At 50.7% G+C, this 16,189-nt stretch carries 17 protein-coding genes; 12 read left to right on the forward strand and 5 right to left on the reverse strand.

The annotated features are described in order from the left end of the window. The 3 genes from HQN87_RS02165 to HQN87_RS02175 all read left to right on the forward strand — a co-directional run bounded on the left by HQN87_RS02165 (position 1) and on the right by HQN87_RS02175 (position 1,885). Positions 1–750, forward strand: coding sequence for a 4'-phosphopantetheinyl transferase family protein (locus HQN87_RS02165; protein ID WP_173127009.1), 750 nt, complete (start codon positions 1–3; stop codon positions 748–750). 217 nt (positions 751–967) lie between these two features. Next, positions 968–1,498 (forward strand): hypothetical protein, encoded by a 531-nt coding sequence (locus HQN87_RS02170; RefSeq protein WP_173127012.1) that lies wholly within the window; start codon positions 968–970, stop codon positions 1,496–1,498. 48 nt (positions 1,499–1,546) lie between these two features. Then, positions 1,547–1,885: a DUF6054 family protein gene (locus HQN87_RS02175; RefSeq protein WP_173127015.1), complete on the forward strand. Its 339-nt coding sequence runs from the start codon at positions 1,547–1,549 to the stop codon at positions 1,883–1,885. 122 nt (positions 1,886–2,007) lie between these two features. Here the strand turns inward: HQN87_RS02175 and HQN87_RS02180 are convergent, their stop codons facing one another. Continuing rightward, positions 2,008–2,451: a DUF4395 domain-containing protein gene (locus tag HQN87_RS02180; RefSeq protein ID WP_173127018.1), complete on the reverse strand. Its 444-nt coding sequence runs from the start codon at positions 2,449–2,451 to the stop codon at positions 2,008–2,010. 198 nt (positions 2,452–2,649) lie between these two features. Between HQN87_RS02180 and HQN87_RS02185 the strand changes: the two genes are divergently transcribed. The 8 genes from HQN87_RS02185 (at position 2,650) to HQN87_RS02220 (ending at position 10,586) form a co-directional block, all read left to right on the forward strand. Further along, positions 2,650–3,219 carry a TetR/AcrR family transcriptional regulator gene (locus tag HQN87_RS02185; RefSeq protein WP_173127020.1) on the forward strand — a complete coding sequence of 190 codons (570 nt, stop codon included), beginning with the start codon at positions 2,650–2,652 and terminating at the stop codon, positions 3,217–3,219. Positions 3,220–3,285: 66 nt separating this feature from the next. Further along, on the forward strand, positions 3,286–4,740 hold the full coding sequence (locus tag HQN87_RS02190) for a DHA2 family efflux MFS transporter permease subunit (RefSeq protein WP_173127668.1): 1,455 nt from the start codon (positions 3,286–3,288) through the stop codon (positions 4,738–4,740). A 144-nt stretch (positions 4,741–4,884) separates the two neighbouring features. After that, entirely contained in the window at positions 4,885–5,217 is a 333-nt protein-coding gene (locus HQN87_RS02195; RefSeq protein ID WP_173127023.1) for a PadR family transcriptional regulator, read from the forward strand. Beyond that, positions 5,214–6,536, forward strand: a complete 1,323-nt coding sequence (locus tag HQN87_RS02200; protein ID WP_173127026.1) for an FtsW/RodA/SpoVE family cell cycle protein — start codon at positions 5,214–5,216, stop codon at positions 6,534–6,536. Before HQN87_RS02195 ends, HQN87_RS02200 begins: the two co-directional genes overlap by 4 nt. 77 nt (positions 6,537–6,613) lie before the next feature. After that, a complete protein-coding gene (locus HQN87_RS02205; protein WP_216857098.1) occupies positions 6,614–7,393 on the forward strand; it encodes a M15 family metallopeptidase in 780 nt (259 codons plus the stop codon). A 99-nt stretch (positions 7,394–7,492) separates the two neighbouring features. Further along, complete coding sequence (locus tag HQN87_RS02210; protein WP_173127029.1) at positions 7,493–8,266, forward strand: stalk domain-containing protein; 774 nt, start codon at positions 7,493–7,495, stop codon at positions 8,264–8,266. Between the two features lie 164 nt (positions 8,267–8,430). Further along, positions 8,431–9,054 (forward strand): TetR/AcrR family transcriptional regulator, encoded by a 624-nt coding sequence (locus HQN87_RS02215; protein ID WP_173127032.1) that lies wholly within the window; start codon positions 8,431–8,433, stop codon positions 9,052–9,054. Positions 9,055–9,086: 32 nt separating this feature from the next. Then, positions 9,087–10,586 (forward strand): MDR family MFS transporter, encoded by a 1,500-nt coding sequence (locus tag HQN87_RS02220; protein WP_173127034.1) that lies wholly within the window; start codon positions 9,087–9,089, stop codon positions 10,584–10,586. Positions 10,587–11,581: 995 nt separating this feature from the next. Here HQN87_RS02220 and HQN87_RS02225 read toward each other — a convergent pair. The 3 genes from HQN87_RS02225 to HQN87_RS02235 all read right to left on the reverse strand — a co-directional run bounded on the left by HQN87_RS02225 (position 11,582) and on the right by HQN87_RS02235 (position 14,125). Beyond that, complete coding sequence (locus HQN87_RS02225) at positions 11,582–12,553, reverse strand: aldo/keto reductase (RefSeq protein WP_173127037.1); 972 nt, start codon at positions 12,551–12,553, stop codon at positions 11,582–11,584. Beyond that, positions 12,528–12,992, reverse strand: a complete 465-nt coding sequence (locus tag HQN87_RS02230; RefSeq protein ID WP_173127040.1) for a MerR family transcriptional regulator — start codon at positions 12,990–12,992, stop codon at positions 12,528–12,530. The genes HQN87_RS02225 and HQN87_RS02230 overlap by 26 nt, the downstream gene beginning before the upstream one ends. A 233-nt stretch (positions 12,993–13,225) precedes the next feature. Further along, positions 13,226–14,125, reverse strand: coding sequence for a DMT family transporter (locus HQN87_RS02235; RefSeq protein WP_173127043.1), 900 nt, complete (start codon positions 14,123–14,125; stop codon positions 13,226–13,228). A gap of 121 nt (positions 14,126–14,246) precedes the next feature. Between HQN87_RS02235 and HQN87_RS02240 the strand changes: the two genes are divergently transcribed. Further along, positions 14,247–15,128, forward strand: coding sequence for a LysR family transcriptional regulator (locus HQN87_RS02240; protein WP_173127046.1), 882 nt, complete (start codon positions 14,247–14,249; stop codon positions 15,126–15,128). Between the two features lie 121 nt (positions 15,129–15,249). Here the strand turns inward: HQN87_RS02240 and HQN87_RS02245 are convergent, their stop codons facing one another. Beyond that, entirely contained in the window at positions 15,250–16,134 is an 885-nt protein-coding gene (locus HQN87_RS02245) for a putative RNA methyltransferase (RefSeq protein ID WP_367272646.1), read from the reverse strand. Positions 16,135–16,189: the final 55 nt, after the last annotated feature.

The following is a 16,189-nucleotide window of genomic DNA, read 5'->3' on the forward strand; positions in this document are numbered from 1 at the left end:
ATGCTTATTGTTGCTGTATCACTCGGAACTGCTTTTTCAGTCTCTGAGCTGTTGCCTTATGTATCCCCGGAGCGGCGGATGAGGAGCAGCCGGCTGAAACGTGAAGACGATGTCCACCGGTCACTGGTAGGGGAAATGCTTGCCCGGATGTTCGCTATGGGGATCGAGGGCTTGCGGAATGATGAAATCCGCTTCGAGCAGGGGGTATTCGGCAAACCCCGCCTGTCCGGGATGCGCGAGCCTTGGGATTATAATCTCTCGCATTCGGGCAAATGGGTGGCAGGTATCGTCAGCCGCAAAGGGCAGCGGGTCGGGATTGATATTCAGAAGATGGCTGCTGTGGATCTGCTGCAGGCCCGGTACAGTCTGTCTGCTGAAGAAATGGAGCATTATCATACCTTGCTGCACCCAGATGCACAAATGCATTATTTCTACGATCTGTGGACGCGCAAGGAGAGTTACTTGAAGATGGAAGGAATCGGCCTGAGTGTCCCGAACCGCGCCGTATTCTCTGAGCAGTACGCCTTGAAATATGAACAGTCGCTGCTGAGTGACCAGCTGCCGGATCATGGGTTCAGGCAATATCCGATTGATCCGGGTTATGTGTTGACGGCTTGTTCCACCGACTTCCGGTTTCCGGAGCAATCTCTCGTTGTCCGGGCGAAGGATCTCGCGGAGGTGTTTCTTCGCCGCTGCCGGGAGCAGGAGGAGACTGCCTGCAACAGGCGTGATGAGGTCACTGTACCCTAAGAAGCAGCAGCGGCAGCAGATGTTCATCTGCTGCGCTATAGCGGCGGGTTCCATCCATGCAGCGTTCAACATTTTGCAGATATTACCGCAGCGTTTGCCGATTCAGGCTCCGCTGCTTTTTTGTGCGGCATACCAGAATATCGGTCTACCCGGGAATTGTACGCGATCCGGGGTAGCATGATATGCTGTAGATAATTTAAGTTACAGGAGGGTAATGATGACACGAGACATTCAGCATGTACCTTATGGGTATGAACCGCCCGCTAATGAACGCAAAGGAACGCTGATCTTCTATGACTCCTTCGAGCATATATCGGACATGGATTTGCTTAAGGCTGCTGAGACAGCGATGGAGCGCAAATTCACGAAGCTGGTGCTCTACCCGCTGCATGAAGAAACTGTCCGGCGGATGACCAAAGAGCCCGTGAAGGCCTGGTATAAGCGGGAGGACCGGCTGCATGAGTGGAAAAGAGAACAGGGACAGCCCTTCATCACCGTTGAGAGCCTTGAAGGAAAACGGAAGAAGTATACGCCGCTGGATTCAGCACTGCGGCATATCAGCGACATCTATCCTGCCCCTTATTTTCTCTATATGACTCCGGAGATGGCTAATCTGATTGCCTCTTTCTCTTCCTTCGAGGAGTGGATCGTCAAGCTGCGCCTGCTGCTCTCCGAACCGCCGGTCCAGGTTCATCCGCGCCTGGAGAAGTTCCGTCACCGCTGGAATGTGGCAGGCGAAGACCGCTGAGGCGGATAGGCTATAGACGGGTAATATGATCTAGGGGAGGGGAAGCGCATGGGAGAGTCTTATCAATTGAATGTCAGGTTGCAGCCTAATGAGACGCTTAGGCGGATCAAAGAGGGGATGACCCAGCAATCGGAGCTACTGTATGAGGAACTCAATGATATCGGCGATGGCCGGATGATCGGGACACTGATCTATGAACGGTATTACTTCCGGTCCCGCAATCAGGCGGCGCTTGTAATCATTGTGGATAATTTGCAGGGGGTTAGCAACGTACGAATGATTCCGGCGGGAGCCTCCCAAGGTCTTATCCTTAAGATGGATTGGGGTGCAGGCCAGAGCTTTGCTTCCATTGTGGAACAGATCCTTGCGGATGAGGTGCTGAAGTAAGCACGGAGAGTGTGAAGAAGAGCATATTCAGGCCAGCCATGCCTTAACAGCTTCGTTCTGCTGTAGAATCCGGCTGGCCTGTTCTGTGGTAATGCGGGAACGGGCGCAGCATAACAACCGGATTATTTGTGGAGCGTCGCCTGTTTGCGTCTGTAGCTGTACATTCTCCATTGATAATGAATGAAGCAGCCGATGCAGAATCCGAGAATGGCAACCGTTGCCGCGACCGCGACCATGATGGTGAAGATGTATCCTGCTATCGTCCAGCCCGCAAGGAAGCTGATTAATCCGGCTGCCAGGCAGAAGACGGCAATCTTCTGGTTGAACTGCTGCTGCTGCGGATCTTCAAGTACATAAGCAGAGCGTTCCTTGGTCAGCAATGGACTTGCCAGCCTGATCACGGGATTGTAACCGAACAAGAGGCCTGACAGTCCTGCAGCAAGCGGGAGGGCAAGAATCCAGTGAATTCCTGTGAACAAGGCCACCAATACAGAAATTACGATAAAAGCCTGGTTGATCTTCACTAACCGTCTGGGAATTCCCTGCGCTGAAGACACCTTATTCATTAATATCATACCTTTCATATTGGAATAATACATTTAATTAAATTATAGCGCTTGAATCCATCCCTGGCAATTCATATCCCGTATGATTTTGTTTAAATTTGAAATTATTATCCATTGACAGCAAGGGCCGAATTGTGGTTTTATTATGTAGACCAATTGTTATAAAAGTACAATCGTCAGGATAAGGAAGTGTCCAGCTTGTCAAACAAGCACAACGCACGCGAAGCTATTGTGGATACGGCTTCGAGGTTGTTTTTTACACAGGGTTATCATGCTACCGGACTTAATCAGATTATCAGGGACAGCGAATCGCCCAAGGGATCATTGTATTATTATTTTCCCCAAGGCAAAGAGGAGCTGGCACTGACCTGCATTAACCGGACCAGCGAAGAGGTAACCCATTTGTTGCGCCATTATATGGAGAGTGAGGACACACCGGCTCAGGCTGTGCAGAATTTCATTCTGTCCTTGGCTGCTGAAGCTGAAGAATCCTCATTCGAAGGACTGGTTCCGTTCAGCTTCTGGGTAGCTGTGGAGACCTCCTGTGTTAGTCATGAGCTGCGCACCGCGTGCCAATGTGTTTTCAGGGATTGGCAGGATGTGATCGCGAAGCGGCTGATCCAGGAGGGGGTAGAGGAAGAAGCCGCAGTACGCAAAGCTTCCGTAGTAGTCTCATTGTACGAAGGGGCTCTGCTGCAGGCGCTGACCTGCCGAAGTATCCAGCCGCTGATTGCGGCTGTAGAGAGCATTCCGGCAATACTGGCTTAACTGCAATACCGCAAGTAATAGAGAGAGATAACAGATAATCAGGAGGATACGAGAGTGAACGCAACTATGACTGGCAAGGGGCCAACTGAACCCCGACAATTCAAGACTTTACCTATTCTGATCTCCCTGCTGATTGCCGGCTTCATCGGCATGTTCAGTGAGACAGCCCTAAATGTAGCCTTAAGTGATCTTATGAATGTCCTGCAAATTACCCCGTCAACCGCACAATGGCTGACTACCGCTTATCTGCTTACGCTGGGCATTCTGGTTCCGATCTCCGGGCTGCTGCTGCAGTGGTTCACGACAAGACAGCTATTCATTGCTGCACTGTGCTTCTCCATTGCGGGAACCATCCTGGCCGGGATGGCGCCGAATTTCGAATTTCTGTTGACCGCAAGAGTGGTTCAGGCCATGGGGACCGCACTTCTCCTGCCCCTGATGTTCAACACAATTCTGATCATTATTCCTGCGGAGCGGAGAGGAGCGGCGATGGGACTGATCGGACTAGTCATTATGGTGGCTCCTGCGATCGGCCCTACCATTGCCGGACTGCTGATTGAGAGTCTGAGCTGGCACTGGATCTTCTGGCTGGCCCTCCCCTTCCTGGTAATCGCTCTGATCAGCGGAATCCTCTTCATGCAGAATGTCACTGAAGTGACGAAGCCGAAGATTGATATCCTGTCGATTATTTTATCCTCGTTCGGCTTCGGCGGCATTGTGTATGGATTCAGCAGCGCCGGTGAGTCGGAAGGCTGGGGAAGTTCAAAGGTGATTATCGCCATTGCCATCGGTGTGATCGCACTTATTCTGTTCTGTATCCGCCAGTTGACGATGAAGCAGCCGATGATTAATCTGCGCGCCTTCAAATTCCCGATGTTCGTGGTCGGAGTCCTGATGGTCTTCATCTGTATGATGGTCATTCTGTCCTCGATGCTGATTCTTCCGATGTATCTGCAGCAGGGACAAGGCTATACAGCCTTTAAGGCAGGATTATTGCTGCTGCCGGGCGGGATTATCAACGGACTGATGTCACCGGTCATGGGGCGTCTCTTCGATAAATACGGTCCGAAATGGCTTGTTATTCCTGGACTTGTACTCGTAGCAGTCTCTCTGTGGTTCTTCTCCAGCATCACAGCTACTTCTACCGTGATCTTCGTGATCGTGCTTCACAGTGTGCTCATGATCGGAATCTCAATGATTATGATGCCTGCCCAGACGAACGGAATTAATCAGCTTCCCCTGGAATACTATCCGGACGGAACAGCTATTATGAACACGTTGCAGCAGGTTGCAGGAGCGATTGGTACCGCACTGGCTGTAAGCATTATGACCTCGGGCTCCAAAAGCTACATGAAAACGGTAGCCGATCCTGCTGATCCGCTGAATATGGGTGCGGCCTTTACCCACGGCGTGCAGAACGCCTTCATCTTCGGCATGGTCATGGCTATCGCAGGTCTGGTGATTGCCTTCTTCCTTAAGCGTGTTATTGTTTCTCATAAGTCTCAAGCTCCTATGCACTAAGCTTGAGTTTGAAGTGGAAGCACATCCGTATACCGGGTGTGCTTTTTTAGTGTGCCAATACTGGATTTATTATGGAAATTAAAGTATAGTAAGCATAGATTAACGAGGTATTAATGTGAGACTAAGGAAACGGGGGGCCAACCGATGAAAGTCAGCAAAGAAATGCTGAAGGGCAGCACAGGTACATTGATTCTCACCTTGCTGCTTGATAAGCCGCTGTACGGCTATGAGCTGATTAAGGAGCTGGAGCAGCGCTCTCAAGGAGTATTTTCCCTTAAGGAGGGTACGCTCTACCCGATTCTCCACGCGATGGAGAGCGAACGCTGGGTGGAGGCCTATTGGATGGAGGTAGACGGGCGCAAGCGCAAGTACTATCGTCTGCTGGAGGAAGGCAAGCACAAGCTCCAAGAGAAAAAAGCCGAATGGAAGCTGTTTAAAGGGGCCGTGGATACTGTTCTGGGGGAGGGAAACGCATGACGGAGCAAGGCAAGCAGAATCTGGGCAGTTATTTGGACAAGGTATGTGCTGAGATCCGGGCGAAAGAGATGCACATTGAGATCCGGGATGAGTTAAGCGGGCATTATGCAGACCTGGTGGCGGAGCGGATGCAGCTTGGTGCTTCCGAGGCAGAAGCTCAGGAGTACGCTATCGCACAAATGGGCGACCCGCAGGTTATCGGAAAGGATCTGCATCACATTCACAAGCCGCGCATTCCCTGGGGGCTGCTTGCAGGCGTACTGTTGTTGTCAGCGGTGAGTCTGCTGGGGATGGGGTCTATTGAAGCAGGAGGTTACTTTGAACGCAATCAGTTCGTGCCTATGCAGCGCCAACTTATCATTATTATTATCGGGATGTGCCTTATGACAGGAGCATACTTCATTAACTTTAAGCGGCTGCAAAAAGCATCAACAAGTATTTATCTTGCTGCTCTAATGACTATCGCTCTCAGCGTCCTGCTCATGCCTGTAATGATAAATGGGTCGAGGCGCTTTGTTGGGGCTTTGGGATTTTATATAGACCTTATCGGGTATAGTCCGTATGTATTTGTTGTTGCTCTGGCCGGGATATTCACCCGTCCCGATTTCCTGCAAGGCTATAACATTCGCGTGAGAGAGCTATTGAAGTTATCGTTGCTGCTGTTGCCTGCAGTGATTTATGTTATGATCCGTTCTTTTCCGGAGCTGATTATCTATGGGGTCGTTTCGCTGACCATGTATGTGTGGGTATCCCGGCGCTGGGTGACAGGAATATTAATTGCCGCTGTATCTTTATTTTCAGGAGGAATCTATGTTTGGAGTGATCCCATTCTTCGGGAACGGCTGATCGGAGCCATTAATTATAATCTAAGACCGGACACAACCGGTTATATGAATCGTACGATTGTGAATGTCATCCATTCTGCAGGCTGGAGAGGACAGGGGTATGGTTATAATGGAGATGTAATTCCTTATGCGTATACAGACTTGTTCCCGGCGTATCTTATTCAATGCTTCGGCTGGGCGGGTGGTCTGCTGATTCTGGCTGTAGTCGGCTGGTTTGTTCTGAAAATGATCTCCTATGCCCGCGCGGTAAGCGATACTTATGGGCGGATGCTGATTATTGGACTGGCACTGATGATCTCCATCCGCTTAGTGTACGGCCTCTCCATTCTCAGCGGCAGAGTGCCGCTTACATCCATACCGTTCCCGTTCCTGAGCTACGGCCAGCATGTCTTGATTGAATTCGCCGCTGTCGGATTGCTGATGGCAGTATACCGCCGGAAGGATATGCTCCCTGCATCACAAGTCCCGGCTTAACACTGGACGCCTGCGGCTTGGTGCACGTATACTGGAAGGGTGAAAATACGGAATACAGCGGGGGAGGCGATCGACAAGTGAAGAAGCTGCACATGGCTGGCAGAAGGCTGGCTCTCACCTCATGTGCGCTGATCTTGGGCGGAACGGTGCTGTTTGCACCCAAAGCCGGAGCAAGAATTACGGCAGTACCACAGATTCAGAATACCTCAGCAGCCCCGGCACAGAGTCCGGTTGTGAAGAAGAATAACCTTCCCGGCGGATTTGTGTATCTGGATGAGGTGATTCCATCGGCACAGTATGAGATCCGCTATTATAGCGAGAATAATTTTATCGGGACACGGATTGACGGGTATAAGGCTCCGCTGGCGATTATGTCGAAGAAGGCAGCCAATGCGCTGAAGAAGGTCAGTGAAGATCTGGAGCGCCAAGGCTATATCCTGAGAATCTATGATGCCTACCGTCCGCAAAAAGCGGTCAATCACTTCGTACGCTGGTCGCAGGACGCATCGGATATCAAGATGAAGCAGCAATATTATCCCAAGCTGGACAAGCGCAACCTGTTCAAGCTGGGGTTCATCTCCAAGAAGTCAGGGCATTCGCGGGGCAGTACCATCGACCTGACCTTGGCTGACCAAACAACGGGGGCGCTGGTGGATATGGGCAGCCCGTATGATTTTTTCGGTGAAATTTCTTACTATAATACTACACTTATCAGCAGCACCCAGCACGCCAACCGCAAAATTCTCAAGGATGCGATGACGAAGCAAGGCTTCAAGCCTTATGCCAAGGAATGGTGGCATTTCACCCTGATCAAGGAGGCTTACCCGCAGCAATATTTTAACTTCAATGTGGAGTGAAACGTTTCCAAAGTGGTGTTGAACGGGTAATAGGTAAGGTAAGGTTAATCTCTGAAGTATGCGTGCATAATATTCTAATACAGGAAAGGTGGGATCGATTTGTTCAAAAAAATCGCAGCCGTATTCCTAAGTGTAATGTTATTTGCAGCAGGAGCAGGTGTATTGACCAGCTATAACGTGAATGCCGCCAGCAGCATGAGGATCATCGTAAACGGACAAGAATTGCAGACGGTCGGAGCATCGGCTTATACCCATGGACCGGACGCCATGCTTCCGCTGCGGGAGACGGTGGAAGCCCTGAAGTATAAGGTTACCTTCACTGGGGCTACAGGGACGTTCCTGCTGGAACGGTTCCAGGAGAGCATCCAGTTCAGACTATCCGGGCAGGAGCTTGTGCTGAACGGCAAGAACAAAGTACCGTATACAGGCGGCTTTGAGCTAAAACAAAAACGGGCGTACGCGCCGCTGTCTTTTTTTGCAGCCATCGGGCTGGTGACGTCTTATCAATCGGCAACGGGCCAGATTGAAGTATATTCGCCGGAAGTGATGTCAGGTGCCGTATCGGGTCTGCTTGCTGCCGGTAACTATCAGGCGCTGCGTGAGCGGTATTTCGCCAGGGAGACGGAGTCATTGTCACTTCCGGTACTTCAGCAGAGCTGGGCAGGAATCGACCTGCCTGCAGGCAGTTACCTTGGAGTGAAATCCACTGAAAGTACACAGCGGGACGGAGCTACAACTATAGTAAGTGTGTTGTCATTCACCAAGACGGAAGCGGTACTGACACTGGAATTGGACACATCGGGCAAGATTACCAAGCTGACGCTCTTGCCGGTTCAGGCGGTTGAAGCAGCGGCTAACCCGGTGCAATCCTAGATAACGTTATAAAGGGAGGATCTTACAGCTTGCAATGGCTGTAGATCCTCCCTTTAAATTTGTGTTGACAGAGCCCGGGAAAGAGAGTAATTTTAAATTCTGATTAAACATTGTTTAAATCAATGATTAGGATTCTGTGACCGAGGAGGGCGACCCACTGCATTATGGTTAAAACGGACAATAAGGCCGATTCTTCAGATAAAGATACGAAGCAGATTATCCTTGATGCAACAGTAGCATTGATCCGGGAGGAGGGATTCCGCTGTATTACTCTGCGCAGCATCGCTGCACGTGCGGAGACCAATCTGGCACTGGTGAATTATTACTACGGCTCCAAGGATAAGCTGTTTGGTGATGCTGTGAAGCAGCTCGTGGCAACCTTTGATGATGCCTTCAAAGCTCTGGAGGATACGGGGCTACCGCCGAAGGAGCGCTTGAAGCTGTTTTTCACGCGATATATTATGAATCTTAGCCGCTATCCCGGAATGGCCCGGCAGATGCTTGATCAGAGACATCATATTATGGGCTCCCATGATGAATATGCCAAGTACTCCAAGCTGATGCGGATTGAACGGATGGTTGATGCACTCGCGGAGATCACCGGAGAACAGGACCGCGATAAGCTCATGATGATGGTGATGCAGATCTACGGGGCAATCGTATTTCCGGTCATTATGGTTACCAGCCTGCCGGAGGAGCGGGAGGATCTTCAGCAGATCTTCAAGCTTGCTCCGCTGGAGGAGCAGATTGACGGATTGTTTGAGCTTTATTTTCATAAGTACAACTAAATGATTACACAGAGAAAAGAGTGGTCAAGAGAATGTCAAAACCTATAAGTCAAGGAAACAGCGCTGCGGTTGAAGCGCCGTTCTCACTGAGAGCTATACTGCCGCCGCTGATGGCCATTATTGTTGGTATGATTATGGTTATTCTGGATAGCACAGCGGTCAATGTGGCGGTTCCGAATCTGGTGCAATACTTCGATACGGATCTGAAGACGGTCCAATGGGCGATTACCGGCTACACGCTGGCACTCGCTGCAGTGATTCCGCTGGCCGGCTATATGACGGACCGGTTTGGTTCCAAGCAGGTATTCCTCACAACAATTGCTATGTTTGTGCTGGGTTCAGTGTTATGCTCTGTGGCCCAGACTTCAGCGCAGCTGGTTCTTTTCCGGGTCATTCAGGGTCTAGGCGGCGGGATGGTAGCTCCGATTGGGATGGCTATGGTCTTCAGACTCGCACCGGCAGAGCGCAGAGGTTCTATCATGGGGCTGCTAGGGATTCCTATGCTGCTGGCTCCGGCTCTTGGACCGATCCTCTCGGGCTGGCTGGTGGAGTATGTAAGCTGGCACTGGATTTTCCTCATTAACCTGCCTATCGGTATCGTAGGGATTATCATTGGGATCAAATACTTGCCGGTTACCGAGAAGAAGGGGAGAGCCCACCTGGATATCTTCGGGATTATTCTGGCCCCGGTGGCGTTCTCCATGCTGGCCTATGGTGTCAATCAGGGCGGCGGAGAGAGCTGGACTTCTACCGGAGCGATTGTCGGATTATCGGTCGGCGGTGTGGCACTGGTGCTGTTTGTCATTGCTGAACTGTTGCAGAAGCATCCGCTGCTGGAGCTGCGGGTCTTCCGTTCCTCGGACTTCACACGCGGGATTATTCTATCCTGGGTCACACAGGCTGCCTTGTTCGGTTCCATGCTGTTCGTTCCTCTGTATCTTCAGCAGATCCGTAACTATACACCGCTGGAGACAGGACTTATCCTGCTTCCTCAGGCCCTGGCTTCCGGAGTAGGGATGCCGCTGGGCGGCCGGCTGTTTGACCGGATCGGCGCCCGCCCGCTGGTATTCGTAGGTCTGAGTATTATTTCAACTGCCCTGTTCCTGCTGTCCGGGGTGACCGTAGACACCAGTCTACCGGTTATTATGCTGTCGCTGGTCATGATGGGCCTGGGAATGGGTCTGTCGATGATGCCGGTCAATACCCATGTCCTGAACTCTGCACCGCGTGAATGGGTAGGCCGGGTTACACCGCTTACCGCCGCAGCCCAGCAGGTCGTCGTATCGTTCGCTGTTGCCGGTATGACCGGGTACCTGACCAGCCAGATTGCCGTGCATATGGGTGAGATGGCTGCCGGAAGCAATCCTCTTGCCGCTGCCGTGCAGGGCTTCGATGATGTGTTCTTCCTCTCCGCCTGCATAGCCGTGGCCGGAGTGGTCCTCAGCCTGATTCTGCGCCGTCCGAAGACGGCCGGTGCTGCGCCGTCCCCGGAAGAACCGCAGACGGATGCAGCTATGATGATGGGACATTAAGCCGTGACTCCAGAGAATGTTTGGCCCTCCGGCGACAGCTGATGCTTCCGATGCGAGCTTTCCTACAGAAAGCTTTCAGGCGGACGCTACCGCTCCTACAGTGCCAAAATTCTCCTCCGTCACTTTTCCCTGTCTGTATATTTTTCAAGTTCAATTTATATAGCCACTGATGTAGAGGGGTTAAAAAAGCAGCGATTCTCCCGTGATGGGAGTCGCTGTTTTTTTGTTGTATAGGAAATTATATTATCCGTCAGATGTAGATAAGGAGGCGTAGCGTGAGGAGAAGTGCTAAATGAATGATTCTGAGGCCGCATGAGTAAATCGGGAGCCCAGAGTGTATGCGAAAAACCGAATACAATGTGCTGGTGCGAGGGTGCGTGACCGGATGTATGCGAAAACAAACATGTCTTTCAAGGCACAACTCCAGCATGAAAATGAGCAGCGTGGCTAAAAAACAGAACATCGTCTTTTCATTTATTTAACATATTTTAACGGAAAACCGAACACAATTGGACTGGATACGCCACGTAAGCCAAATGTAATCGGAAAACCGAATACATTTGGACTGGTAGCGCCGCGTAAGCCAAATGTAATCGGAAAACCGAATACATTTGGACTGGGTGCGCGGCTTAAGCCGAATGTAATCGGAAAACCGAATACATTTGGACTGGGTGCGCGGCTTAAGCCGAATGTAATCGGAAAACCGAACACAATTGGATTGGATACGCCGCTTAAGCCGAATGTAATCGGAAAACCGAACACAATTGGACTGGGTACGCCGCGTAGGCCGTGCGTTTATCGCAGTGCCAGACGTATTTTCACAGAAAAACCGAATACAATGTGCTAGTTCGTAGGCCGGATGCCCCGCAAATGGGCAGATGGGTACAGTAGAGGTAGCCATACAAGTTCTTTGGAACGCAGAGGTTCCTACATTATAAAAGGACGGCAATACCATTTCCACTTGTTTGTCCTTGCTGCTTGCCTCTGCTTCTAGTCTAGCCGCCGAGCAGCGTCATCTGTTCTTTCATATAACGTGTGCCGTGAACGACATGCTTGGGGCTGACCTGGTCGATTCGTTCCAGGTCCTCCTTCGTGAGAAGGATATCCACCGCGGCCGCATTTTCCTCCAGGTACTGGATACGCTTCGTACCCGGGATAGGCAGCGCCCCGCCAGCAATTGTCCAGGCAATGGCCAATTGGGAGGGGGTACAGTTCTTCTCCATTGCGATCTCCTGAATCTTGTCAACAACCTCAATGTTCTTCCGGAAGTTGTCTCCTTGGAACCGCGGCATCCATCTGCGAAGATCGTCTGCGGCAAGATCCTCGAAAGTGCGAAGCTCGCCGGAGATAAAGCCCCTGCTCAGTGGACTGTAGGCCACATGGGTAATCCCCAGCTCTCTTACGGCAGGGAGGATCTCCTCTTCGATGTCACGGCTCCAGAGCGAATACTCGCTCTCTAGCACAGAGATCGGGTACACGGCATGAGCGCGGCGGATGGTGGAAGCGGAAGCTTCGGACAGGCCGAGCGCCCGGACTTTGCCTGCCTTAACCAAGTCTGCCATCGCTCCGACTGTCTCCTCTATCGGGATTTGCGGATCGACGCGGTGTTGGTAGTATAGATCAATATAATCCGTATTCAAACGGCGAAGGCTATCCTCCACTGCTGTCTTCACGTAATCAGGATGCCCACTGATGCTCCCGTAATTGGGAGTGTACGAGAACTTGGTGGCGATAATGGCTTGCCCGCGGCGCCCTTGAAGAGCACGGCCGAGCAGCTGTTCGTTATGTCCGTTCCCGTACACATCCGCAGTATCGAACATCGTGACGCCTATGTCCAGAGCACGATGGATGGTTTGGATCGACTGGTCGTCATTCGTCTCCCCGTAAACGCCTGGGGACATTCCCATAATTCCCAGTCCGATCGAAGAGACGAGGATATTGCTATTGCCCAAGGTTCTTTGCTGCATTTGTTAATCCCTCCTTCTGTGTTTGTTGCCGCTCTGACTCCTCCAGCTTGATTAACAGCTGGCTCTCGGAAGGGATTCTCCCTTTCTCGATGTCTTCGTATATCGACAGCTTGTTATTGACGGCGTCGAGCGCTTCGGCCAATTCGTTCTGGCGGCGGAATAGATCTTCCTTGTACTGGTTCAAGATCGCTTTGCGCTGTGGAATCGTAGAATCACCATCCAGCGCAAGATTCACCATCTCCTTCAGCAAGGACAGCTTCATCCCTGTCGCCCGGAAACATGTCATCAGCCGTATCCAATCCAGGTGATCTTGTTCGAACAGCCGGTTCCCGTTCTTATCCCGCTTAATGTAAGGGAGCAATCCCTCTTTCTCGTAAAAGCGAATCGTATGAGCCGGGCAACCCAGCCGCTCTGAAGCTTCTTTGATCGTGAATGCCATTGGCCGGATCACTCCTTATCGGTTATTTTCAGGGCGGAATCGGCTGCTTCTTCCTCATCCTAAACCTTAAAGTGCACTTTAAGGCAAATTATATTTTGGGAGGCAGCTGGACGCAGCGTCCACCCAAGGGCTTAGGTCGATCTTACTCAAAAGCAAAGGGGCTGCCCCAAGCAGCCATTTCATGGCGTTTGGGACAGCCCTTTTTGCAAATAGAATGTATAGGTTGCACACCATTATAAGCCAGCCCGCCGTTTCTTGAGCATTCTTGCAGGCGGGGCGATATGGATTCTGCCGAGCAGCTCGGAGGCTAGAATACCCAGCAGCACAAGAGCGGCACCGGCATAGCCTTGAAGCGAGAGTTGCTCATGTACGAACCAGTAACCGAAGAAGGCAGCAAATACCGGCTCCAGGGCGAAGATCAGACCTGTACGGGTCGGTGTTGTGTACTTCTGGGCAACAGGCTGCAGGATGAAGCCGCAGGCGCTGCAAAAGATCCCCAGGGCCAGAATCGCGGTCCAGCCCGGAAGGGTGGACGGCAGCGAAGGGGTCTCGAAGATAGCTGACAGAATGAAGGCATACCCTCCGGCGAAGCCCAGCTGCAGGATGCCGATGTTCAGCGAGTCACTGGACTCAACAGCCCGGCCTGTCACAAGAATCTGTACAGCGTAGAATACAGCGGACAGAATGCAGAGGAGATCGCCGGGCCGGACCTGCAGCGAGCCGTTCAGGGTGAGCAGCCCGATGCCGCAAATAGCGAGGACTGCACCGAAGATCTGCGGGGGTGCGACTCTTTTTTTGAAGATCAGAACCTCCAGCAAGGGGACAAACACAACGGTCAAGGCGACCAGGAATCCGGCATTCGAGGTCGTAGTGGTCTTCAGTCCAAAGGTAATACAGGTAAACACCCCAAGCAGCAGAAAGCCGAGCAAGGCCCCGTATTTCATTGTTCTGGCATCCACGCTGCGCAGCCGTTTACGGAACAGCAGAGCCGCCAGTACAAAAGCAAGCCCGAAACGCAGTGCAATCAGATTGAATTCTCCCAGTGTGCCAAGTCCCATCTTCATGAACAGGTAGGAGGAACCCCAGAACAGGGTTACTGCCATGAGCATCAGCTCGGCCTTTAGCGGCTTCATTCATCCATCATCCTTCTTTATTTCAAGTGAGTATAGTATAATACCCTCGAATACATAAGGTAACTGAATGTTTATCATAGGATACATGAGTATATCTCATGTAATGAGCGGAGGTTCAGGCATGAGTCTGATCAAGTATGAAGTGTTCCTCAAAGTAGTAGAATTGGGCAGTCTGACCAAAGCCGCCGAAGTGCTGGGCTTCACCCAATCCGGCATCAGCCATACGATCAGCAGTCTGGAGAACGAATTCGGCTTCCCGCTGCTGGTGCGGAATCGTTCCGGTGTGAAGATGACGGTGAACGGGGAGCAGGTGCTCCAGCCAATCCGTGAAATCCTTAACTGGAATGAACAGCTGAAGCAGCAGGTCGCAGATATTCACGGTCTGGAGACAGGGACAATTACGATAGGCACCTTCACAAGCGTATCCGTTCACTGGCTGCCGGACATGATCAAAGAGTTCCGCAAAGAGTACCCCTACATTGAGTTCAAGCTGATGGAGGGAGGGTATCTGGAGATTGAGCAGTGGATTGAGGCCGGGGTGGCCGATTGCGGCTTCCTCTCGCTGCCTACCCGGGAGAAATTCGAGGTGTTTCCGCTTAAGCAGGACCGGATGCTGGCGATTCTTCCGCTGGACCACCCGCTGAGCACAGCCCCGTATATGCCGCTGGCCCAGATCGCCTACGAGGATTTCATCATTCCGAGGCCCGGCTCGGACTATGATGTGCAGCGGGTGCTGGAGAAGGCAGGAATTAAGCCAAACATCAAATTCTCGGCAGGGGATGACTATGCCATAATCGCAATGGTTGAAAAAGGCCTGGGCATCAGCATCCTCCCGGAGCTGGTCACCCGGTTCCAGCATGAGCATGTGGCGATGCTGGAGCTGGAGGAGCGCAGCTTCCGTTCACTGGGTATTGCGGTCAACTCGATGAAATATGCTTCTCCTGCAACGAGGCGGTTCCTGCAGCATGTGCAGAAGTGGTCGTCAGGCCAGGAAGGGATTTGACTTGATAAATCCAGCTGTTCGGTGAAAATAAAAGCAGCGGCAGCCTAAGACTTGATAAACAAAGTCTTAGACTGCCGCTGTAGTCGTTCAGCTAACGTTTCCCGTTTAATGAAATGTTACGTTATTGTTTTTTACCAATCAAGATTTTGAAGTCCATAGTGACTTGTTTCAGATTCATCTTTTGGATTTTTTCTTTACGATAACTGGACACCCCCCAAGATAAAGGCGTCATACCGAGCAACGGATCAATTAAGGACTCATTCAGACTTGCTGGATATCGAATGCTTACAATGTCTAGCAGCTTGAACTGTTTATTGAAATAATTGATTATAGGTCCATTTGAATAAACCTGTTTATTTGACCCCTCATGCAAAACTTCTCTTAATTCTTTTAAGTGATCCTGTTCAGGAACAACTTTAATTACCATACCTTGATCCATAATCATTCTCTTGAATTCCGAATAATTTGCCGGAGAAAGGATATTAACAATGTAATTAAACTGCTGATTTGCAAATGGACAGTTTGCAATGTCCGCGACACACCATATTGCATTTGAATATTCAGCTGCTGCAGAACTAATTCCTTCTTTTGAAATATCGATTCCTACAGCCAAGACAGGATTTGATTTTTTCTTTTGTATCTCTACTTGTATACGATTTAAATGTGAGCCTTCTCCACAACCTGCATCCAGTATACTTAATGGTTCATCGCTCTGAAGTTGACTCATCATAATTTCACTTATCACAGCGTGTAAAGGATTAAATAAACCGCTTTGGCTGACCGCTCTTCGGTTATCAAATATCTTCTGATCATATTTAGTATTGCTGGCCCGAGAGGATAGGTTGAGATATCCACACTTGGCTATATCAAAACAATGCTGATTTTCACACACTAAACTTTTCAAATCGACCAGTTGCATCTGTTTTTTACATAGCGGGCAGATAAATATCTCCTGAAATTTCTCGATTCTCTCAGCGCTGATTACTCTTTTCCTTTTAATAAACACACAAAATCACCCTTCCATTCGTAAATGATGAATGAAAAAAGGTGCAGACAAATAA

The organism is Paenibacillus tritici (assembly GCF_013204885.1).
Taxonomy (GTDB): Bacteria; Bacillota; Bacilli; order Paenibacillales; family Paenibacillaceae; genus Paenibacillus_AQ; species Paenibacillus_AQ tritici.